We start from the raw sequence: 22539 nt of genomic DNA on the forward strand, positions 1-22539 counted from the left end.
AGTAATAACAAAGAGTATGAAGGGGATCGAATCAGCATACACGTATTGCAATATTTTTCTTACTATAAATTAATTTAAGGTTTAATATATTCAAGTTTGCTTATGGATCTGTGCCGTGTCCTATGAGTAATAGGGGAGGGCTCCCCTGAAACCGGCAGGTGGTAAGAAGGTTTCAAACCACCCAGGGCTACTGTTGTAGAGGGCAGGGATGGTGCGTTCCGGGGAAAAGCAGGACAAAGAATTCCTGTCCGGTGTGAATCAGGGAGATTCGTAAGGCGAACCATGGGAGGAAAGCATCGAAAGGCGCAGTTGATGTCGAAACGGGGGATCTATCCTTGGAACGAAGCTATGGGGGGTGAACCCACCTATGGTCCTGGCAGCATCCGGCGCACAGAGGGAAGGACCCTGATGTAGGCCCCTCGTAGGGAACCACGAGAGGATTGTCCGTACGGATACCGGTCCTTAGCGCCAGGTGTAAAAAAGGGCTAAGGATATACCAAGGCTTCCGTGAACAGGGGGTTGGGTCTACTTGAAACCCTTGTAATGAGGGTGGAGCGAAGGGGTTGAAGGGTCCATCCTGGATCAGCCAACGCATAATCTGAAACAAGGAGATGATCGTAAGCTGGACTAAGCAATATCGGATCGAAACCCGGATGGAACACAATGGAGTCTTACTCTTGCCATTCCCCTCGGGTTGGTACGTGATGGATGAGTCGGAGGTCTTGTTTTGCCACCAGGGCATCGATGGATCGTTCCACCCCCTCCCCTCTTACACCAGCTTACCCTTTCTTGTTGGGATTTTCCGTTCTCTCTGTTCTATTCGTTGGGTGTCGATAGTACGTTCCTTAGCCGTCTCCTTTACCTCATGATCGTTGTACCCTCCATAGAAGTATAAGGTTTTGTCGTTCTCTAGTGCATGGTTGGATCTATAGTGGACCCCGAAATCCTTATCGGAATGAAATGCTCCTTGGGTACTTATGTGGGTGATCCTATCCAATCCCTTCCCCTCATCACGGGCCCCGACAAGGTTATCAACATACCCTTCACACAATGTCTCACCCTCGATCTTGGGCGGTTTTGGATCAAGGGGGTTTTATATGGTGTTCTTTCGCCTATGATTGGTTTACCTTTTTTACCACCCCATGCATCAAAAAAGGGCCCTCACAGGGAAGTTGATCAATCGGCATGGGGATTGCTACATTTTAGAAACTCCCTAATCATGTCCATAATCAATGGGACAGGTATATATTTGCATGGCCCCCCTATGGTATTGCGGTCATTATCATATCTCTCCATTATACAGGGGTTCATATTCAGCGAAAAACAGACCGAGAAGGGTGTAGGCCAATCCTGCATCGAAAGGGTTGTCAGGACCTACTGCGGATAACAAAGGATTTTAAGAAGAAAAAATTATTTTTTCTATCTTCCTTGTTCCGTAGGTATTCGGTATTGTGTTACAATGCTGGGGGACCACCTGTCCTCTAATCTCCTTATATTTTTCATCTACAATAGGGAAGCAGATGGCTTTTCTAGTGTTTTTTACCGGTTTTTTAACCAACGAAATGTGAGTACAATTTAGTTTATACATAATAATCATGAATAAACTATTTATTGCAAAATATCGTGCTGATCTATTGACTAAAGGGGCATGGGATGAAAGAGCAAGTACGATCGATCAAATAACACTACTATATTCATTAAATTTTATTATGGGTCAGGGGGGAACCAATATTTCGATCGGTAATTGTCGAATCGCTTCTTTTCGATGGTAGTACCAAGCATTACTATCCTAACCGCTGTTCACTGATATTTATATTTAATGATAATATTTATAAAAATAAAATATACATATATTTTATTGAAAGGAACATAACCATCCAAAACCAGGGTACTTCCCTAACAAAATCTTCCATATCCGCTCATGCTAATCACAGGATCGGGGAAAGCAACATCCTTGGTATATGAATTCATATTTCATGTATCAAGCGAAACAAACAATATAAATATATAAAATAAATATTAAAAATTTATTCTAATAAAAATTGATCTTCCTGTCGTTGGCCACCCTCCCCTCAGAGGGCACTGAAGCATTACAGCACGGACAAGAGGGAGCTACCCTGCGTATCAACAGTTTGGGGGTCTTCGACCCTGCTCCAATGGGTGGGGTCCATCGCCAATATTAGTGTTTGGGGAGTAGATTAGGGAATGGATCTCTACAGATGGTTCCCTCTGTAGAGATCGTGGGGGTTGAACCCGGTGCCAGGAAAGTCTACAATTGCGCCAGACGGCCCTGTATCTGAGGAACGGGTTTGGGAATGTTATGGCCCGTGATAGTTGGTGGAGGGAGGCATTGCGTGAAGGATGAGAAGTCTTTATCGTTGATCCGAAATTTTTCGATCATTGCACATATCGATCATGGAAAGTCTACATTGGCCGATCGAATCTTGGAGTCCACCGGTGCCATTACGGACCGCGAAAAGCAGGATCAGTTGTTGGATACAATGGACCTAGAGCGTGAACGGGGTATTACGATCAAACTACAGAGTGTGCGGCTCCTCTACAAGGCGCGGGATGGGAAAACTTATACTTTGCATTTGATTGATACCCCGGGCCATGTGGATTTTAGTTACGAGGTCTCACGTAGTTTGCAGGCTTGTGAGGGAGCGTTGTTGGTAGTGGATGCCGCCCAGGGTGTGGAGGCTCAAACTCTGGCAAATGTGGATCTGGCATTGGGTAGTGAGTTGGCAGTTATATCCATTATCAATAAAATTGATCTTCCCAATGCTGATCCCGAGCGTGTGCAGTCGGAAATCGAGGAGATTGCTGGTTTATCCCCCATGACCCCCCTCCGTATATCCGCTAAGGAGGGCGTTGGTATTCGGGATGTACTAGAGAATATCGTTCATCAGATTCCCCCCCCGGAGGGGGATCCGGGGGCGCCGCTCCGCGCCTTGGTCTTCGATTCTCGTTACGATACCTACAAGGGCGTCATTGTTTCTGTGCGTGTCATCGATGGTTACATACATCCGGGTATGCAAATTCGTTGTATGGCTGCGCAAAAGGTGTTCACAGTAACGGAGGTGGGGGTACAGACACCCCATGCGGTTTCCTTGTCCCGGTTGGGTACGGGTGAGGTGGGTTTTCTGATCGCCAATATCAAGCGTGTCAAGGATATCCGCGTGGGTGATACGATCACGGGGGAGGAAAACCCGGCGAGGGAGGCCCTACCGGGATACCGTCGTATGCCTCCCATGGTGTTTTGTGGTTTTTATCCCACTGATACGGATTCTTACGAGCTACTGCGTGAGGCGTTGGAAAAATTGGAGTTGAATGATTCCGCCCTCACCTATGAACCTGAGACATCGGTTGCCTTGGGCTTTGGTTTTCGCTGCGGTTTTTTGGGTCTTTTGCATATGGAAATCGTACAAGAACGTGTCGAGAGGGAATATAAGGTCCCCCTAATTGCCACAGCTCCTAGTGTTGTATATAAGGTGGTTCTGAAGGATGGGGAGGAATTTTCTGTAGCCAACCCAACTGCCCTTCCACCCATGCAGAAGGTGGATCGGATCGAGGAGCCCTACGTAACTGCCTTCATACGAGTGCCCCAAGGGGGGATCGGACCCGTGCTAGAATTGTGTGAATCGCGGCGCGGTGTTTACAAGGATATCGTTTATCTCGAACGTGACCGGGTACGAATCGTTTATGAATTGCCGTTGGCGGAAATTGTTTACGATTTCTTTGATCGGCTCAAATCTCATACACGGGGGTTTGCTGTTTTTGACTATGAACCCGCGGGTTATCGTTCCTCGCAGCTTGTCAAGCTTGATATTTTGCTCAATGGCGAGTCGGTGGATGCCCTGTCCTCCATTGTGCACAGAGATCGTGCCTATGCCCGTGGTAAGGTTCTCGTGGAGCGACTGGCCCAATTGATTCCCCGACAAATGTTCGAAGTTCCTGTTCAGGCTGCCTTAGGGGGACGCGTTATAGCACGTGAAACAATTCGTGCTATGCGTAAAAATGTTTTGGCCAAGTGTTATGGTGGGGATGTTAGTAGGAAAAGGAAGTTATTGGAAAAGCAAAAGGAAGGCAAGAAACGAATGAAGGCCATCGGTAGTATTGAAATACCACAGGATGCCTTTATGGCAGTTTTGCGTCGTGGGGAGGATGAGTGATTAGAGGGCTCCCTTTGTAGAATGATTTGGGTTTTTTCCGGGGACTTAGGGATATTTATGAAGAGGGGACGGGTATGGGGCGTGAACGTATTGTCTATTCCCCTTGATCTAGGGATGTGGGGGTTGTTTTTCGTTGGTCTGGTATGTGGATTTGCTGTATGTAGTAGTACGGAGGGGTGTTCACGGTAACGGGGCTTGAACCCTCATGTAGTTTCCTTTTGTCCCTTGTCTAGGATATTTTTCCATCCGTGCGTACGATGTTCCATGATCCCCATTCTACCCGTTTGGGAATTCAGGTCGAGGATTGTTTTGGATACAAGGGTTGGGGGAGTGTTTTTCGTGCCAGTTTCTATACCGACGCCCACGGCCCTCTATGTCCACATACCTTTCTGTCCTAAAAAATGTCATTATTGCGATTTTGTTGCTTTCCGTCCACACTCGGGTTTAGATCAGGAGGATTACGTAGAGGCACTCTTGCGGGAGGCAGCCCTCGTACGCCAGATTTGTCCCCCCCGACCTCTGAAAACCCTCTTCTTCGGGGGTGGAACGCCAACCCTATTGACACCTAAACAGCTTTTGCGTTTGGGGGAGGGTTTATTGGGTTTCTTTCCCCTCTCAGGGGGAGATTCGGAATGGACGGTGGAGGGGAATCCTGAGACGCTTGTTACGGCGGAAGGGGGGGAACGTTTACGGATTTTGCGTTCCCTAGGTGTGAATCGTATCAGTCTGGGGGCACAGGCTTTTACAGATTCATTGTTGAAGAAGTTGGGACGCATTCACGGGGTGGAAACCATTTTACGGGCGGTGGAGGGGGTTTGTCGTGCGGGTTTCCATAATTTTTCCCTGGATCTCATGTTTGGTTTGCCGGGACAGACTTGTGACCAGTGGAAGGACACTCTCCGTCAGGCTCTGTCCCTGGAACCTAAGCATTTCTCCTGTTATCATCTGGGTGTGGAAAAGGGGACGCGCTTTCATCATCTGCAACAACAGGGTTGTTTGTCCCTGCCGGACGATGATGATATTTATGAGATGTATCAGTTCGTGAGGAGACAGTTATCGGACCAGGGATACATACACTATGAGGTTAGTAATTTTTGTCTGCCGGGATATGAGTGCCGGCACAATGTCACTTATTGGGAAAATCGGGAATATTATGCACTAGGAACGGGTGCTGCTGGTTACGTGGGAGGGAAAAGAACCATGAATACGGGCCAGTTACGTACCTATATCGAAAAGGTGGCAAAGGGTGCTCGTCCCCTCGTAGAGGAACGCCAGGAGCCCCTTCAGGAGACCATGGAAAATTTTTTTATTATGGGTCTACGCCTAGCACGAGGTGTGAGTATTGCTGATTTTTTCCGTCGCTATGGTCGGGATCCGGACGAGGTTTTTTCCGGTTTGCGGCAGCGACTCGTGGGGCAAGGTTTGCTTACGGTAGAGGGGGATCGGTGGCAGCTTACGGAGAAGGGTTTATTACAGGGAAATACTGTGTTTTCTGGTTTCCTGGGGGTGAGGTGAATATTGACAGTATGCAAAAGGCTCTGGTAGCATTATAGGGGAGTTGTTTAGCACTCTCGATGGATGAGTGCCAACGGATGTGGGGTGAGGCGGATGTTAGCAGATCGGCAGAGGCGTATCCTGTGGTCTGTTGTGGATGCCTATGTGGCATCCGCTGAGCCTGTGGGTTCGCGCGTGATAGCGGAGCATCCGGACGTGGGCGTAAGCGCAGCTACGGTACGTAATGAGATGGCCGATTTAGAAACCAAGGGTTTTTTGAAACAACCCCATGCGTCGGCGGGGCGTATTCCCTCCCAGAAGGGATATCGATTCTACGTAGATCATTTACCACGGTCCCGGTGTTGGACGCGACGTGATATTTGTGCCCTACGGGAGGAATGTTTTGCTTCTTCGCACCCTATGGAGACCGTTTTTAAGCACGCGACTTCCATCCTTTCCCGGTTGACGCAGTGTGTTACGGTTCTTCTGGGACCCGGTTACCGTGAGAGCCGCCTGTTGCATCTTCAGTTGATTCCTTTATCGGAGCAGGGGGTCCTTGCAATTCTTGTTACAGATCGGGGTCATGTTTATCGGCAGCAGGTTATGGTTTCTGAGGATGTTGGTTTGCCGATGCTTGAGAAGTTAGTTGATTTTCTCAACGATCGCCTTCGCGGTGTATCATTGGATTCGCTCTGCCCTACGGCTGTGCAGAGGTTGGGTGAGGAGTTTACACACAAGGCGGCCCCGATGGGTCCTGTTGCTGAGTGGATGGAGAAGATTCTTAGGCTGGTGGATATGGACGGGGATCATTTGTACGCCAGCGGAACCACTCAGGTGTTGATGCAGCCAGAATTTCGCGATAGAGAGCAGGTGCGCGCCCTGTTGGATCTCATGGAGGAGGACCGGCGGGTTGCGAAATTGTTGGCTCCCCCACAGCAGGGTGTTCACGTTCGGATTGGCTATGAAAATGAGTGGGAGGGTGTGCAGAATCTGAGCGTGATTACCGCTTCCTACCAGGTTGGCGGTGAACCGATGGGGGTGATCGGTGTGATCGGTCCGATGCGGATGGATTACGGTCGCGTGATAGGGTTATTGGATTTTTGGGCCAAGGGTGTTTCCCACTGGTTGCATCGCTTTTATGAGTAGGGGGGAAGGTTTTGCGGGAGCGTAATCATACAAAGGATTTAGAAATGTTACAGAGAGATGCAAGTGGGCGGGAGAAGGATCCCCGTTCCCGGTACGAGGGCCGTTCCCGGTACGAGGGTGAAGTATGTGGTGAGGGGGAACAGGGATCTTCCTCATCCGAGGATATTGAATCTGGGGAAGGTGGGGAGGGGAAAGAATCGGCGGAGGATCTCGTGGCGCTGGTGGAACGTTTCCGCGAGGAGTCGGAGAGGTGGCATGATCGTTATGCGCGTGTTCTCGCGGATATGGAAAATGTTCGGCGTCGTGCCCGGCGTGACAATGAGGAAGCGGTCCGGATTGCTCAGCAGGAAATCATCTCGAACATGTTGCCCATTCTCGATAGTTTTGATCTCGCTTTAGGTACGCGGGGAGACAAGGGACTGCGTGAAGGGGTGGCTATGGTACAACGACAATTTTTGGATATGTTGGAGCGGGCGGGTTTAGAATCTATTCGTACGCAGGTGGGCACCGCTTTTGATCCCCATAAGCATAATGCCATAGGTCATGTGAAGGATGGCTCGGGAGAGCCTGGTACCGTAGCACGTGAGATGCAGCGAGGCTATGAATTTCGTGGGCGGGTCTTACGGCCATCCACAGTGTATCTCCACGCCGAGGAGGATTGAGCTATCATTCATAGATTTTTCCTTGGTGAAAGGGTTGGATGTTACGTGTGGGCGTCCCGTGCATAGAAGTATTGGGTAGATGTACACACAAAGAAATAGGGAGGTGGGGTTCTTGACCGCGGGTTTGTTGGGCGGCAGGAACCAGAGTTATGGGTAGAGTAATCGGTATTGATTTGGGAACAACCAACTCCTGCATGGCGTGTATGGAGGGTGGCGAGGCCACGGTCCTAGCTAACAAAGAGGGTGGGCGAACGACGGCTTCTGTGGTGGGTTTTTCCAAGACAGGTGAGCGTCTGGTAGGAGAGGCAGCGAAGCGGCAGGCCATCACTTACCCTGATAAAACAGTATCCTCTATCAAGAGGCATATGGGCACGAATTATAAGGTCACTATTGATGGGAAGGATTTTACACCCCAGGAAATATCCGCGATGATTCTACGGAGGTTGAAAGAGGATGCTGAGGCCTATCTGGGTGAGAAGGTAACGCAGGCGGTCATTACTGTGCCTGCTTATTTCAATGATGCGCAGCGTCAAGCCACCAAGGATGCCGGGAAAATTGCTGATCTCGAGGTTTTGCGGATCATCAACGAGCCGACGGCGGCTGCCTTGGCCTATGGTTTTGATAAATCGGAGGATCAGACGATCCTTGTGTTTGACCTGGGTGGGGGAACGTTTGATGTATCCATTCTCGAAATGGACGAGGGTTTTTTTCAGGTAAAGGCAACGAGCGGTGACAATCTTCTCGGTGGGGATGATTTTGATCAGGTTATCATTGATTATCTTATAGCAGAGTTTCGCAAGGAACATGGTATTGATCTATCCCGTGATAAAATGGCGATGCAACGTCTCAAGGACGCAGCGGAAAAAGCGAAGAAGGATCTTTCGGGTGTTGTGTCTACGACGATCTCATTGCCCTTCCTGACAGCGGATAGTAGTGGTAGTCCTAAGCACCTGGAGATGAATCTAACACGTGCGAAGTTCGAGGAATTATCCAGTAAGCTGGTAGAACGGACCCTGGGTCCTACCCGTCAGGCGTTACAGGATGCTGGGACGAATGCTTCCGATATCGACAAGGTGTTACTTGTAGGTGGTTCCACCCGCATACCCGCAGTTCAAAAGGCAATTCAAGATCTGATCGGTAAGGATCCCTGTAAGGGTGTCAATCCTGATGAGGTAGTGGCTACAGGAGCAGCGATTCAGGGGGGCATTCTGGCTGGGGATGTGAAGGATGTTGTTCTGGTTGATGTTACGCCCCTTTCCTTGGGGATTGAAACATTGGGTGGTGTATTTACGAAGATTATTGAACGAAATACGGCAATCCCGACGGACAAGTCCCAGATTTTCTCCACAGCAGCAAATAATCAGACTACCGTGGATATTCATGTCCTGCAGGGGGAGCGTCCCATGGCTTCTGATAATAAAACGCTAGGGAGATTCCAGTTGCACGAGATACCGCCGGCCCCGCGGGGTATACCACAGATCGAGGTTACATTCAGTATCGATCGGAATGGTATTGTGAATGTTTCGGCGAAGGATCAGGCAACGGGGAGGAGTCAGAAGATTACCATTCAATCCTCGGGTGGTTTGGGCAAGGAAGAAATTGAGCGTATGGTGAAGGAAGCTGAGGCCCATTCGGAGGAGGATCGGAAGCGACATGAGGCCGTAGAGCTCCGTAACAATGCGGATCAGTTGCTGTTTATGTCCGAGAAGACGTTGGAGGATCTTGGCGATAAGGTGCAGGAAGAGGAAAAGAAAAAGGTAGAAGAGGCCCAGGTTGGTTTGCGTAATGCCCTGAAGGGGTCCGATCTGCAGGATATCAGGGATAAGAGGGCGGTTCTGGATAAGGTGATTCAGGAGTTTTCTACTAGGTTGTACCAGGAAGCGGCGAAACAAGGGGAGAAAACGGGGGACGCTGGAGGGACGGTCTCGGGAGAAGAGGGGAAGGATGGTAAGAAGGTTGTTGATGCTGATTACGAGGAAGTCAAGGATGAAAAAGGTTCTTAATAAAAGGAAGAGGGATGGGAAGGAGTGGGTGTGTTTATGCCTACGCATACCCTTTCCCTTTTCTTTTTGGGGAATATTATAGTTGGAGGAGAGGTCCCGCAAGTAGTAGGGGGGAGAGTGAGGCGAGTTGGGCCAGCAACGTGACTATTATGAAATTTTAGGCGTCGGACGTGGCGCCTCAGGGGCAGAGATCCGTAAGGCTTACCGCGAATTGGCTCGTCGCCACCATCCCGATGTCAGTTCAGATTCACAGGCGGAAGAGAAGTTCAAGGAAATTCAAGAAGCTTATGAAGTTTTGAATGATCCGCAAAAGAAGGCATATTATGACCAGCATGGACGCACAACGGGTCATGCTGCTGGTGGTGGTTCCTCTGGGTTCTCCGGTTTTGGACAGCATCAGCAGGATTTTGGTTTTGGTGACATTTTCGACATTTTCTTCGGGGGTGCTGGTGGACGGCGTGGCGCCTCCCAGGCTCCCCACAAGGGAAATGATTTGGAATATCGTTTGAAGATCGATTTTCGGGATGCGGTTTTTGGGAAATCTGTCGATATTTTGATTCCGCGTTCGGAGACTTGTACTACCTGCAAAGGTTCAGGTTCAGCTCCCGGTTCAAGCCCTTTGGTTTGTAAGGTATGTGAGGGCACAGGACAGGCGGAGAGTGTCCATAATACGCCCTTTGGTCGTATTGTCAATCGACGTGTTTGTCATACTTGTGGCGGGTCCGGGAAGATGATCACTAAACCCTGCCCCACTTGTCGCGGTGATAAGATCGTGCGGCGTCGTAAAAAAATCAATGTAAAGATTCCGGCAGGTATCCACGAGCGGGCACAGTTGCGGATTTCCAGGGAGGGAGAAGCTGGGGGTAATGGGGGTCCCCCCGGGGATCTGTATATTTCAGTAGAGGTTCTTCCCGATCCCTATTTCCAAAGGGATGGGGATGATATTGTTTGTGAATTACCCATTTCATTCTCGCAAGCTGCTTTGGGGGATGAGGTGACGGTCCCTACGCTGGACGGGAAAGCAAAGTTGCGTGTCCCTCCTGGTACCCAGCCTGGAACGGAGTTACGTTTGGTAGGCAAAGGCGTTCCTAGATTGCATGGTTCGGGTTCCGGGGATATGCGGGTTAAAATGCATGTTGTGGTACCCTTGAAGTTAACCGAAGAACAGAAACAGGCGTTGCGTACTTTTCATCAATTGTGTGGCGAAGAAGTTCAGGAGCAGCACGCTAATTTCTTCGACCGTGTGCGTCGCGCTTTTCGGGGGGAGTAGGGAGGAAAGTGCAGTGTTTTGTTGCTCCCTGTCCGGTACAGAATGGTTATGTCCTGATTGATGGGGCTCGTCGGCTCCATCACATAGGCACGGTGTTACGTGGGTGTTTGGGGGACCGTTTGCTTTTGTGCCCTTGGGAGGGGGGGATGGAAGCAGCGGTACAGTTTTTTTATGTGGCGCGGGGATTGTGGTCATGGACCAGCATCCCATAAAAGCTAAGAGGATTGGGCTGTGTTCTGAGCTCGAGGGGTTTAGGTCGGGGTGGAATGACCTGGTTGACGAAGCAGGTAAAGTGGAATGGATTCTACAGAAGGGGACCGATCTGGGGTCGTCTGCTTTTTCTATGTTTCATGCGGAGGGGTGTCCCCGTGGGGGATTTACTTTCCCGGGCGGACGAATTAGGATCCGTAGGATGTTATTGGCCCATATACTGTTGGCGGGGGGGTTCCTTACAAAAGGAATCAAGAAAATCCCCTCGAGAGGGGGTCTTACTGGGGGTCCAGAGGGGGGATTTACGGAGCGTGGGAATTCGGATGGTTTCACAAATATGGATGAGGGTCGGATTGCAACTATAGGGTCCCGTGTTTTGTGTGCGGAGATAGCAGCATTGGTATTGCTTACCCTGGTTATGTATAGTAAGGGTTAGTTGGGGGAGATGACGGGTGCTCAAGATAGCCTTTCATACACTGGGTTGCAAGGTGAATTCTTACGAAACAGAGGCGATTTGGTCCTTGTTTGCTAAAAAAGGTTACCAGCGTGTGCCTTTTTCGGAGTTGGCCGATGTTTACGTTATTCAAACTTGCACGGTTACCAATATGGGTGATCAAAAGAGCCGACAGTCGATTCGTAAGGCCATCCGCACCAATCCAGCGGCCGTTGTGGCGGTAACGGGTTGTTATTCGCAAACATCGCCGCAGGAAGTAGCTGCTATTCCCGGTGTTGACATTGTAGTGGGTACGCAGGGTCGTGAGCGGTTGGTGGAGTTAGTGGAGAAAGTACGTGGGACGCGCGGGCAAATTGTAGAGGTGGGGAATATTCGTAAGCAGCGTTCCCTAGAGGCCTTGCCTGTGCCCACTTTTTCTGGAAAGACGCGGGCCTTTCTGAAAATCCAAGACGGTTGTGATTTGTGTTGTACGTATTGCATTATCCCTTGGGCAAAGGGACCCTCGCGTAGCCAAGCACCAGAAAGGGTGGTGGCGGAGGCCCGAGAATTGGTGGATCAGGGGTATCGGGAAATTGTGTTGACAGGTATTCATACAGGGGGATATGGGGATGATTTGCAGGATTACGGCCTGTTCGATCTATTACGGGATTTATCCGCGTTGCGGGGGTTGGCCCGTCTGCGGGTTAGTTCGATTGAGATGAATCAGGTTACCCCCCGGATTATCGATATGTTGAAGGGGAACCGCATCTTTTGCCGGCATTTGCATATTCCTGTCCAGTCGGGTCATGATGATATCCTGCGAAGGATGCGTCGTCGGTATACAGTGACCGCTTATCGGAAGAAGATAGAGGATTTGTATGTGGCGATTCCCGGACTGGCCCTGACAACAGATGTCATTGTCGGTTTTCCAGGGGAAACGGATGAGCACTTTGAGGATACGTACCGTTTATTGAAGGATTTATCTTTTACGCGTTTGCATGTTTTCCCCTATTCTATGCGTCAGAAAACGCCCGCGGCTCGCATGGATCAGCAAGTGGATAGTATGGTGAAGAGGGAACGTGTGCAGGCGCTATTAGAACTCTCGCAGGAATTATCCCTAACCTATGCGAAACGTTGTGTTGGTGAGGTACATACGGTAATTCCTGAACAGCGACGTAAGGGTGAGCATCTGATGGGTTATACCGATACCTATTTGCAGGTGGATTTCCCAGCTCATTCTGAATTAGTGGGTCGGCTTTGTCGTGTCCGAATCGATCGGGCGGATGCTGTCTGTAGTACGGGTACCCTGGTGAGAGTGTTGGAAGATGACTGCGGTTCTCGTTCATTAGCTTGAGATCATCCAGAGGCAAATAGGCGGGATGTAAGGGGAGCGTCCCGTTGTAGATGTGAATTTTTGGACAAGGCGGTTTTCGGGGGAGGGCTCGGTTGTATTCTGAATCTAGCGTTGCTTCCTCACGGAACCCTTTCTTGTCCCTTTTGTGGGACCTTATGGTTCATTTCAAGATGTATTCTTTTATTAGTGGTTTCACTTTGATGCGCAATAAAATATAAATTGTCCCTAGTTATCCTGTGTATCCCTTCCCCCTGTCGTTTCCCTCGGCATGGATCATTCCTTGGGGCAGGGGGACCAAGTCATCCCCCTACTTTTGTTCCACCATGGCAAAGTGGTAGTTAAGAATAAATAAGATAATTATTTATTTATAAATAAGTGATTAAGTAATGAAAATTGTCCAATAGGACTCCAAATAGCAGCATCCTGTTGTAGGGTGGTGAATCCCCGAACAAGGTTCTCAGGGGTCTTTTCGGCGGCATCCGAACGGATGTGGGATCTTGGCCGCATATCGGACCTGAGGGTTCAGTCTAGGGAGTGGGGATGGGCAACTCACCCTCTATCAGTGAATAAGGGGTTGTCGATATGAAAACAAAACTAAATTTCCCGAGGCCCCCTTTTTCGGACGAAGTGAAAATCATGAAAATAGAGAAATTAGGAACCACAGAATTAGATATAAAATGAGTTATATCCTAGAGTCCATTGCCAACTGTCCATTCCCGGGGATCAGGTATTCCTGTGAGGATTCGGGAAACCTGGGACCCTCACCTAACTCATCCTTACAATCCAGAATTAGGAAAAAACCACCCAAGGATATTTCAGGTCCGAAGTTTGGCCAAGATCCGGAAAGAACTGTGCCACCAAGCTTGACTTTCGCCAACGTTTTGGGGTTAGGATTTGGAGGAACTATGAAAACCTTGCTATCGTATGTCGCAATAGCCACCTGGAAAACGATCAGGAGGTAAATTTCCGGAATGTTTCATAAGATTAATATAGTGTTTAATAAACATAAAATAAGATAAAAATTCATTCAATAATTTTGTATACATAATAGAAAAAAGCACATACTTTTGTTTCTATTTATTTTATAAATTAATAGAGATAGATGCTCTTCGGCATGGGCTCGTGTACAATAAACTGAATAAACAAACTAATTATGGGGAAAAGTGGGCCCCACCTAATTCATCCTTAAAATTCAGAGTAAAAAAAAACCGCCCAAGGATATTCCGGGTCCGAAGTTTGGCCAAGAGCCGTTATTTTTATGAATTCGCAAAAGCCCACTTTCCATTTTTATTCGAACCTTAGGAAACAATTGTGAACCTTTTTAACAGCACCAGCACCAGTTCATAGCAAAATTCCTGTATTTATTCTAAATCCAAATGGCGAAAGTATTATCAGAGGGAGACAATCTTAATGGCCCCATTCTTTTCCACCTAGTTCGTGGAAATTACCGGAAATAACCTAGGTTTGATTGATGGTTAAGATCCAAGACTCCTAAAGGGATCGTAGGACAGAAAAACTAGCTAGGCTTGAGTGGAAAAGGCCTATCGTGGGGTCAAGGAAAAAACCGGAACAGGTAGGGGGAAAATAAGTTACCTAATCACGATCCTGATTAGGCGCGATCCCAATGGTCCATGATGGGAGAAAACAGGACCGATGGGAATGGGGGAATGGGGGTTTGTCCCCAGGCCTTTGACATTCATCATAAAAAAATGATATTTTATCCCAGGTCCTTCTGGTTCCGTAGCCACTACTACGGTCCGGAAGGGATAGTATCGGCGTGACATGTGTACTCAATATACAACGGTGGGCTGAAGGATATTTGCATCTCCATAATTATATTGAAAGGGTGATTATAAATAAATGCTTAGTATAGTAGAAGAAATGCGTAAGGGGTCTGTCCTATTTCGCTTATTGGTTGGTTGCGGCACCCCTGTGATGTATGGGAGTTTATCACTCATGGTATCCTCTTCGGTTGTTGCTTCCACAGATGGACCACAGGCGCCGTTGGATCAGGCCATCCAGAGGGAAAAGGTTGCCAGGGCGGAGGCTTGGCAGAGGGAGCAGCGACAGCAGTGTGAGGAATGGTACGGAGAAAGTAGTAGTACCGGGGAAGGAGCTTGCAGGGGGGGGCAGTATAGGGGATGTAATAGACAACAAGGGCTGGTAAATGTCAATACAGAGGACCAGTTGTTGGCTCAGGCCATCCAGAGGGAAGGAGTTGCCATCCAGAGGGCTAAGGAGGCTCGGCAGAGGGAGCAGCGAAAGCGGTGGAAGCAACAGGACAGGGAACGTAATGCGGTACGTTATCAGTTACTCCAGGCCGTTGCTGCCGAGGATAGGAACCGTCGGAAAGAGCAGAAAAATTACAGGATACGTGATAGTTATGCAGGAACGAGTTCCCAGGGAACGACGAGCTCCCAGGAAACGAGTTCCCAAGAAACGAGTTCCCAAGAAACGAGTTCCCAAGAAACGAGTTCCCAAGAAACGGGCTCCTCAAGGGATGGATGGCCATTACCATGGGGGAAAGAAGTCCAAACCTACGATAACCAGGAGGATATTCCTGGGAATAGGGATCTCCTGGAGCAATTCAAAGAAATAGAACGCTGTGTGAACGAGAGGACAAGATCCGTGGGATATGGATCATCGCCACAATTATCGGGATGGAGATTAGGGGATATGACATCCGATCCGACGAATCCCTGGGTATGGTTGTGGAAAGCAGCGAAATGGGTGGGGAAAAGTATTTAGATGCTGTTGCGGTAAAGGTAATTCGATGGTTCCATTTCAGGGTATTTGCTCCTAAATTCCAGCCCCCTATCTGTAATAGAATCATATAATATTTTATAATATATTTATATTTATATTGGATAATATATTTTTTAATCAATACATTCTTAGAGGACCATGCCAGTCTTAACTCGATATAGAATGTGGGAAAGAAGGATCGGCTGAAATGCCGGTCCCTCATTCATCAGCAGTCTAGGTACCTGTATCAGAACGCCATTTGAACATCTATCCCAATATACTTTTCAATATACTGTTGATAATATCGCGCACGGATTCTAACAGAGATACAATTATATTTTTGAATAAAGAAATTACTTTATCTAGGAGTGATTGATCGAATGTAATTCCTGTTACTTTTTGTAAATTTTTTATATCGAAGATATCTTTTAGATTACCACCCATATTTCCAAATTGCCCCAATAGATCGGTCCAACTGAGATCAAGGCTGGCAAAGCTCTGCGCGAAACGAGTTATTGAGTCAAGCAATTGGGGGGTTAGCGCTATGTCGAGCTTCTCAGCCACAGTTACAATGATATTTTTATAATCTTCATAGGATTCCGGTTTCCCTTCTATTATACCCTGCTTGATGAGGGTGATGAATTCGATTGTTTTGTTGGGATTATTTTTTTCGCTGATTTGCGAGATGAGTGACATTTCCTCCGCAGCCGTCTTTTTACGGGCTGGGTCCAATTGTTTCCCCCTGGCGGTTTCAAAGGCCTTGATAATTCCTGCTAGAGCACCTGTTCCTGAGACAGGGCGTGGTGCATCCACCCAAACCCTGGCATCCCGGACACCGGCCGTTACGAGGGCTGAAGCATATGCAGGGGCTGGTATTTTAGTAATGTTTTGGCCAACCATGACCTCGTTTTTTCCTACCCCTATTTCGATTTTTGCATCGGATAGGGCCCGTTCGCCAATGAGGGAGGCGAAGTTACTTCCCAGTAGTTCCTTTTCATCGGAGTTGGCAACTAAAACCAACCGGACGTTTTTACCTGTTTTACTATCCTTCCTTTTTCCCGATGAGTCCGTAACTGTGTTGTATTTGAGGAGTTCCTGTTCCCTTTCGGGGGGTGTCTGATCTTCACCCAGTACAATGATGATTTCGTCTTCCGTATCCGCATAGGCAAGGGGGGACCAATTCCCCTGTGTGCGAACAGGAAAGAAGAGGGAGGGGAGGGCGAGACTGATAAAAAGGATCAGAAGGGATCGTATCCAGAAATTCCATGGATTGAATTCATTTTTCTTTTGAATAGACAAGGATGTTTTCCTCCCCTAATGAGTACCGGCGTGGGATTGATTTGGGCTGATCTGGGGCTGGGTCCTAGTATCCCCAGGTGGGGGTCCCTACCGGCTATCGTGCGTTGATTACGTAAACACGGGATCAGCCAATTGTCGCAGCTTTTCCAGGGAAGATTTGTCCACTTCCTCGTGCAAACTATTTCCGTTTGCATCCATGGTAACAATGGCCGGAAAATCTTTTACTTTTAGATGCCACATAGCTTCTGGTACACCCCACTCTAAAAAATCCACACCCACCACTTTTTCAATACAGGTGGAGTAAAACTGTGCTGCTCCACCGATGGCGTTGAGGTAAATTGCCCCGCATTCCTGCAGGGATCGGAGTGTTTTTTGACCCATTCCACCCTTACCTATGACAGCACGTAGACCCAATTTGGCAATGATATCCGCTTGGTAGGGTTCTTCCCGGATACTTGTTGTTGGGCCGGCCCCTTGTATTTTCCATGTGTTGGTTTTGCGGTCTTTTAGCGCCACGGGACCGCAATGGTAAAGAACGCCCCCCCGAAGGTCGTGGGGAGAGGAGTGGTTCATTAGGTATTTATGGAGTGCATCACGGCCCGTATGGAGTGATCCCGATAGAATGACTACATCGCCCACCTTCAGGGAACGAATTTCCTCTTCTCGTAGGGGTGGGCGGAGATGGACGACCTTCCCCTGTTCATGCAAATCCCATTTCAGTGGGGATGGGGATGTAGGTCCATTGTCAGGTTTTGATAGGGTAGTCGTATTCCGGTAGAGCCACTCAAGAATTTCCCCTGTTTCAGGATTGATTCGGACCCCCTGCCGACGAAAGGCCCAACAATTATAGGCTACGGAAACAAAGAAGCTTGCCGGTATCCGGTGGCGTGTACCAATTTTGCAGCCAAGCAAGGTAACCTCTCCGCCGAAACCCATGGTGCCAATTCCCAGTGTATTGGCCTTTTCTAGGATGTAGTTTTCCAAGGTGGCCAACTGGGGATCGGGGTTGCAATCCTCCATTTCTCTGAATAGTTGTTCCTTGGCGCATTCATAGCCTGATGCGCGATCACCGCCAATGCAAACGCCTAGGAAGCCCGAGCTACACCCCTGTCCCTGGGCCTGATACACGCTATGCAGGATACATTTCCTAACCCCATCCAAATCACGGCTGGCTCTTCCCAGTCCCTCTAGGGTGCAGGGGAGACTGTATTGGATGTTTTTATTTTCGCATCCCCCCCCCTTCAGAAGCAGACGAATCTCAATGTAGTCTCGGGCCCAAGGTTCCCAGTGGATCACGGGCATGCCTTCCCCCAGATTGTTGCCGCTATTTTTTCCAGTGAGTGGATTTACACTGTTGGGTCGTAATTTCCCTTGTTGGGTGGCCAAGGAGATGGATTCCTCGATATATGGAACGATTTCCTTCGTGTTGAACCCATAAGGAAAATGGATGAAAAAGGTGGGCATGCCCGTATCCTGACAGAGGGGACCCTGTGTCTGTTCTGCCTGTAGAATGTTGGTGTTGAGGGTAGAGAGGGCTAGTGCAGACCGGGTCCCTTGCTCCTCCCGTTGACGGGCCTTTTGAAACACATGTAGCACGTCATTGGGCAATCGGATAGAGGTTTCTGTGATTAAGGATAACATGGAAGATGGGAATTCCTTCATCGTTTACATTCATCCTTTGTTGTTTTATGGGGAACCCCATATCGATCATTGTCCCTATGGGGACTTTTTTGGATCTACTGGTTTATGTCAGTGGTTGGGTCCCATAAGGGGTTGGGTTCCAATACCTAGGGGGAATTCGCTACCATCTGTGCAGTGATGGATATGGATGCAGGGATCTTTGGGATCATCCGACCGCCTATAGAAATGGGTGGCAGCTGGTACAGAGTTTGTATGGTCTAGATCTGGGGTATACCCATAACGGTGGAATAGATTTCCCATCCATTGGATGAGTTCGTGGTATTGTCTGGGTCGGAAACATGGTTAATTCTAGAAAAATCATGCAGGAATCATGGATCCAGGGAATCTGGAACCCTTTTTGTGAATGTACTATGAATTGTATCATGAATAGGGGTTAGGAAAAACGAATCAGTAATGGATTCCCAGGGGGGATATGTTCAGTTTCACTTCCTCGCCACTATGAACCCATCCGCCTTCGTGCGTAGCGCAAGTACCATGTTTTCAATGTGTGGTCTCTGCCTTGGACCGTTCCCCTCAGTAAAATGCCCTAAATCATCCATCACTTTGTGTGCACGGGTAGTCCAAGGTCCTAGTTTTTTCTATGATCCCCTGCCTCTAACCTTGATCCTAATCGATGGCGTTCAGCTATCTGTCGCATGATAGGGTCCCCTCCGGTTCATAGGGACGATCAGATTGTGTTCATTTTTTCTAGACCTACGTACACACCCAACGGGTATTTCTTCCCTTGACCACTCATTACCGATAGCCTCTATACCGGCGGCACGGGGTGGTTTAGAATCCTTCCCTGTCCGTGGATTCCGATGGGTTCAACACGATCGAGGTTCCTGCTCATCGTTCATACAGCCTGCGAAGCATATCGTTTGCTTTTGCGTGCAGGGGTTTCCTGTTCTTTCTCGGTGTTTGCAGATTGGCAATAATGGGTCCTACTAGGCGGGTTTGCACGGCGGATTTCCAAGTTGTACGGAAAATCCTGTGTTGAGTTTCTTTCGTCCACGGTTATGCCGCTGGATCAGTAGATAGGTACCCCCCCTGTAGCCTAGTCCAGAGGGTGGATTCGTATCCTTTGGTTTGGACATAAACTGCCTTATTTTGATGTGTCCTTGAATGGTTCGCTCGGGTCAATTCCCTTGATACCTCCCCAATGGATGCATGTTTCGTTTTTTTTCTTAGCTGCTTACAACCTATGTTCTCATTATTGTCCGCGTTGGGGTGGTTTGGAACCTATATCACCCATCGGTCGTTTTTTCTATCCTTTTCTGTACTTGGTTGGGCGTATGCTTTCCCAGGGTCTTTGGATCATGGATTTATAGTGGCTGATTTAGGATACATGATGGGTGTCTTGGACTTTTTCAAGTGGGCAAAGTGTTCCCGAATGGTACCCTTCTTCCATCCCATGGAATGCAAAGTTAGTAAATGATCAAGGAGGAGAGGGGTCCAAGGGAGACTGAGCATGTGTTGCGTGAAAACGTGCGCGGCGATTTCGCGTCCTCGTTGGATAGGTCGTTGGCGGGAGATGGGTCCCAAGCGGCGCACCGTTGCTTTTGGGATATGTTGGGAGGTATGACCATAGTGTCTTGATTCTAGATAATGGAACCATTCATGACAGAGATGTAATGACAGAATTTCCTCTTTTCGTACAGGCAGGGAATCGATTTTAAAAAAATTGCAACATTGTTGAATAGAAGAATTATGGACATGGATGGTGGGGGGACGGTTGATGTATTGTGCACGTATCATGGATGCAGATTCGGGGGGAGTGGACGAGTCATAGGTGGATGATGGGATGAGAACGATCTGGATACGATGATGCAATAGCTTGTTGAGTAGGTCTTTGGGGGAGCGAATGGGATTTTGCTTCTTGGCCACCATTTGGCCAAATTGTATAGAGTGTTCAACACAACCCTCGATTTTCTCTGGTGTCAGCAGATGGTGGGCGGGATCTTGTTCTATCTCCATCCTGTACAGGAGGTCAGGGGGGAGGGAAGGCCATACTTGGGTTAGGTTTATTTTGTGTAGTTGAAGGTCGTCAGGCTTTTTGTGGTCGTCTTTTTTCATCCGTTAGCTCCGTTTCCCTTTTCTCGTGGTTTATACAATTGGTGAGGTTTCTTCTGGGGAAAGTGGGGGGACTCCTATGCGCAGATTGACAACCCGAGGGGAATCAACTTTGCGGGTGATCATGCGGTTGTTACCATGGCGTGGATATTCCGGGGTGCAATGTTGGTTTTGGAAGTGGTTTGGAAATGCGTAGTAGGAAAATACGTGCTCGTGACGGTGCGCGGATTGTTCTGGGGTAAAATGAAGCGCGACCCCTGGTGGTTGAAGGGAGAACGAATTGATCCCCATGAGGACAAATGTATGGGTTGAATTTGTTACACTCTTTTTCTCTGCTAAGGTGGAATTCCCCTTGTTTTTCTCTGCAACTGCAGGGGATTTGATGGTGTGGTATGTTCTCGCCAAGGATAGGGAAAAGGGTGGTCTGTCCAGAGAATGCACGGATGGTTAGGAAATATGGGTCTCCCTGTTCTGTTTTTTTCGCTTCATTTTTTATAAACCCCCATATGAATATGGGTAATACGGTGTGGGAATCTGTATGGGACCGTTATGGACCAGTTTGTCCCCATAGGCCCCCTCCTTTGTTTATGGGGTTTTCCAGACAGTGGGCGATAGGATGGATGAGGATTTTTTATGTGTTTATTTTTATACACAAATTTTTATTTTTATTATTAATTTATTCATTATATTTTATACTTTTTATAAATTATATATATGACGATTCCTCACAAGGTACCACTGTAAAATAGGCTTTTTTCTTTTTGGATTTCCAGCACCTTGTCCTGATTCCATCATATTATAGGGTTAACTGGTCCCTGATCCTCAATGCTCCATGCGCTCGAGTAAGGAAGGGTGCATTTTTTTGAGCAATCATAGAGGCAAGCCGTTGTTGACGAATCGGGAGCGCGAAGTGTTTGAGCTTCTCGTTCAGGATAAGACAACAAAGGAAATAGCTCAAAAGTTGTTTATCAGTGAAAAAACCGTCCGTAATCACATTTCAAACGTAATGCAAAAGTTAAATGTGAAGGGTCGTTCGCAGGCTGTGGTGGAGTTGATTCGTTTAGAGGAACTAGAGATTTAGTTCCTCTAGTTTTTTATGAAGGACAATGGTGCTAGAAAATTATCCTATGGTTCATATCTTATGTGTAAACTATTTAATTCCTAAATTTTTAATTTATATTAGACAATAAATGATATCATAGGGTAAAAGATGACATGTCTGGAATGATGGTTGCTATTGTCACCATTTTAATGTTTGTTGTGATTCACACATATATTGTGAATTTTTTTATATTATATAAAAAATTTAATTATTTTAGACATTCTATGTTTGAACAAGAATGTTTCAAACCCATACTACAAAAATTATGTATTTTTTATAAATTTTAACAAAATGGCGTTGACATATATGGGGAAACCACCGATCGGGGATGGGGATGATGATTTTTTATCTGGGGAAACATCCGGGTGAAATTGATTAGTATTGGTTTGTAGATAACTAATTTTGTGATGTATAAGCATGGATTTTAATATTATTTCAGTAATAATTAATAAATTTAGCTATTTTATAATATATTATTAATATAGGTAACATGATATTGCAATCATTCTTAATTTTACATTTAACTTCCGTTTTTTTATATATAAATAAAAAAATAAAAAATATATGTTTTATATAGAACGGAATGTCTCATTATTATAGGATTTACTTATTTTACGGATTATTCTGGATGTTCGGGTGCCTATCGAATGAATGGGATCCTTTAGGGGGATACAGTGGGCACAGAGGGGATAAGGATATGAATAGATAACTATTTATACTTATTCGCAAAATTAATCTATTTATTTTTATTATAATATTATTTTTTATTTTCCGTCACGTTCTTATGGTTTTGCCATACTATGGTTTCAAATATTCCCTAAGTTCATCATGATTTCTGCCCGGTATCCATCCGATTGATGTCTCTATATTATGCGAAAGAGGTTTATCACCTCCCG

The 22539-nt window shown here is 47.4% G+C and carries 16 protein-coding genes; 12 read left to right on the top strand and 4 right to left on the bottom strand.

Annotation, left to right across the window (positions count from 1 at the left end):
- Nucleotides 1–769 precede the first annotated feature (769 nt).
- The gene (locus PPRES148_RS07440; protein ID WP_149453895.1) at nt 770–1051 is read right to left on the bottom strand and encodes a hypothetical protein; all 282 of its coding nucleotides are present in this window, start codon (nt 1049–1051) and stop codon (nt 770–772) included.
- Between the two features lie 1303 nt (nt 1052–2354).
- Here PPRES148_RS07440 and lepA point away from each other — a divergent pair.
- From lepA to PPRES148_RS07490, 10 genes are all read left to right on the top strand, one after another.
- Entirely contained in the window at nt 2355–4172 is a 1818-nt protein-coding gene (lepA, locus tag PPRES148_RS07445) for a translation elongation factor 4 (RefSeq protein ID WP_281289950.1), read from the top strand.
- A gap of 339 nt (nt 4173–4511) precedes the next feature.
- The gene (gene hemW / locus PPRES148_RS07450) at nt 4512–5687 is read left to right on the top strand and encodes a radical SAM family heme chaperone HemW (protein ID WP_223127999.1); all 1176 of its coding nucleotides are present in this window, start codon (nt 4512–4514) and stop codon (nt 5685–5687) included.
- 93 nt (nt 5688–5780) lie between these two features.
- Complete coding sequence (gene hrcA / locus PPRES148_RS07455; RefSeq protein ID WP_223128000.1) at nt 5781–6812, top strand: heat-inducible transcriptional repressor HrcA; 1032 nt, start codon at nt 5781–5783, stop codon at nt 6810–6812.
- Nucleotides 6813–6823: 11 nt separating this feature from the next.
- The gene (locus tag PPRES148_RS07460; protein WP_149453899.1) at nt 6824–7474 is read left to right on the top strand and encodes a nucleotide exchange factor GrpE; all 651 of its coding nucleotides are present in this window, start codon (nt 6824–6826) and stop codon (nt 7472–7474) included.
- A 149-nt stretch (nt 7475–7623) separates the two neighbouring features.
- Nucleotides 7624–9477 (top strand): molecular chaperone DnaK, encoded by a 1854-nt coding sequence (gene dnaK, locus PPRES148_RS07465; protein ID WP_149453900.1) that lies wholly within the window; start codon nt 7624–7626, stop codon nt 9475–9477.
- A gap of 127 nt (nt 9478–9604) precedes the next feature.
- Nucleotides 9605–10747: a molecular chaperone DnaJ gene (gene dnaJ, locus PPRES148_RS07470; RefSeq protein ID WP_149453901.1), complete on the top strand. Its 1143-nt coding sequence runs from the start codon at nt 9605–9607 to the stop codon at nt 10745–10747.
- An 8-nt stretch (nt 10748–10755) separates the two neighbouring features.
- Nucleotides 10756–10959 carry a hypothetical protein gene (locus PPRES148_RS07475; RefSeq protein WP_149453902.1) on the top strand — a complete coding sequence of 68 codons (204 nt, stop codon included), beginning with the start codon at nt 10756–10758 and terminating at the stop codon, nt 10957–10959.
- The gene (locus PPRES148_RS07480) at nt 10941–11393 is read left to right on the top strand and encodes a hypothetical protein (protein WP_149453903.1); all 453 of its coding nucleotides are present in this window, start codon (nt 10941–10943) and stop codon (nt 11391–11393) included. The genes PPRES148_RS07475 and PPRES148_RS07480 overlap by 19 nt, the downstream gene beginning before the upstream one ends.
- 16 nt (nt 11394–11409) lie before the next feature.
- Nucleotides 11410–12744 (top strand): tRNA (N(6)-L-threonylcarbamoyladenosine(37)-C(2))-methylthiotransferase MtaB, encoded by a 1335-nt coding sequence (gene mtaB, locus PPRES148_RS07485; protein WP_149453904.1) that lies wholly within the window; start codon nt 11410–11412, stop codon nt 12742–12744.
- A gap of 1860 nt (nt 12745–14604) precedes the next feature.
- Complete coding sequence (locus PPRES148_RS07490) at nt 14605–15492, top strand: hypothetical protein (RefSeq protein ID WP_149453905.1); 888 nt, start codon at nt 14605–14607, stop codon at nt 15490–15492.
- A gap of 264 nt (nt 15493–15756) precedes the next feature.
- Here the strand turns inward: PPRES148_RS07490 and PPRES148_RS07495 are convergent, their stop codons facing one another.
- From PPRES148_RS07495 to PPRES148_RS07505, 3 genes are all read right to left on the bottom strand, one after another.
- Nucleotides 15757–16788, bottom strand: a complete 1032-nt coding sequence (locus PPRES148_RS07495) for a DUF1002 domain-containing protein (RefSeq protein ID WP_149453906.1) — start codon at nt 16786–16788, stop codon at nt 15757–15759.
- Nucleotides 16789–16896: 108 nt separating this feature from the next.
- Complete coding sequence (locus tag PPRES148_RS07500; protein ID WP_149453907.1) at nt 16897–18450, bottom strand: FumA C-terminus/TtdB family hydratase beta subunit; 1554 nt, start codon at nt 18448–18450, stop codon at nt 16897–16899.
- Between the two features lie 1335 nt (nt 18451–19785).
- Complete coding sequence (locus PPRES148_RS07505; RefSeq protein ID WP_149453908.1) at nt 19786–20544, bottom strand: hypothetical protein; 759 nt, start codon at nt 20542–20544, stop codon at nt 19786–19788.
- 286 nt (nt 20545–20830) lie between these two features.
- On the opposite strand from PPRES148_RS07505, the gene PPRES148_RS11705 reads away from it, so the two are divergent.
- Together PPRES148_RS11705 and PPRES148_RS07510 are read left to right on the top strand one after the other, a co-directional pair.
- A complete protein-coding gene (locus PPRES148_RS11705; RefSeq protein WP_187820822.1) occupies nt 20831–20992 on the top strand; it encodes a hypothetical protein in 162 nt (53 codons plus the stop codon).
- 411 nt (nt 20993–21403) lie between these two features.
- Nucleotides 21404–21622, top strand: a complete 219-nt coding sequence (locus tag PPRES148_RS07510) for a helix-turn-helix domain-containing protein (protein ID WP_425468247.1) — start codon at nt 21404–21406, stop codon at nt 21620–21622.
- Nucleotides 21623–22539: the final 917 nt, after the last annotated feature.

The sequence above is a fragment of the Pasteuria penetrans genome, from assembly GCF_900538055.1.
Taxonomy (GTDB): Bacteria; Bacillota; Bacilli; order Thermoactinomycetales; family Thermoactinomycetaceae; genus Pasteuria; species Pasteuria penetrans.

Excerpts from the sequence above, each read along its gene's own strand:
- PPRES148_RS07490 (WP_149453905.1), top strand. The coding sequence starts at position 14,605 with ATGCTTAGTATAGTAGAAGAAATGCGTAAGGGGTCTGTCCTATTTCGC.
- hrcA (WP_223128000.1), top strand. The coding sequence starts at position 5,781 with ATGTTAGCAGATCGGCAGAGGCGTATCCTGTGGTCTGTTGTGGATGCC.
- PPRES148_RS07480 (WP_149453903.1), top strand. The coding sequence starts at position 10,941 with ATGGACCAGCATCCCATAAAAGCTAAGAGGATTGGGCTGTGTTCTGAG.
- PPRES148_RS11705 (WP_187820822.1), top strand. The coding sequence starts at position 20,831 with ATGAGGACAAATGTATGGGTTGAATTTGTTACACTCTTTTTCTCTGCT.
- PPRES148_RS07500 (WP_149453907.1), bottom strand. The coding sequence starts at position 18,450 with ATGAAGGAATTCCCATCTTCCATGTTATCCTTAATCACAGAAACCTCT.
- PPRES148_RS07505 (WP_149453908.1), bottom strand. The coding sequence starts at position 20,544 with ATGAAAAAAGACGACCACAAAAAGCCTGACGACCTTCAACTACACAAA.
- dnaK (WP_149453900.1), top strand. The coding sequence starts at position 7,624 with ATGGGTAGAGTAATCGGTATTGATTTGGGAACAACCAACTCCTGCATG.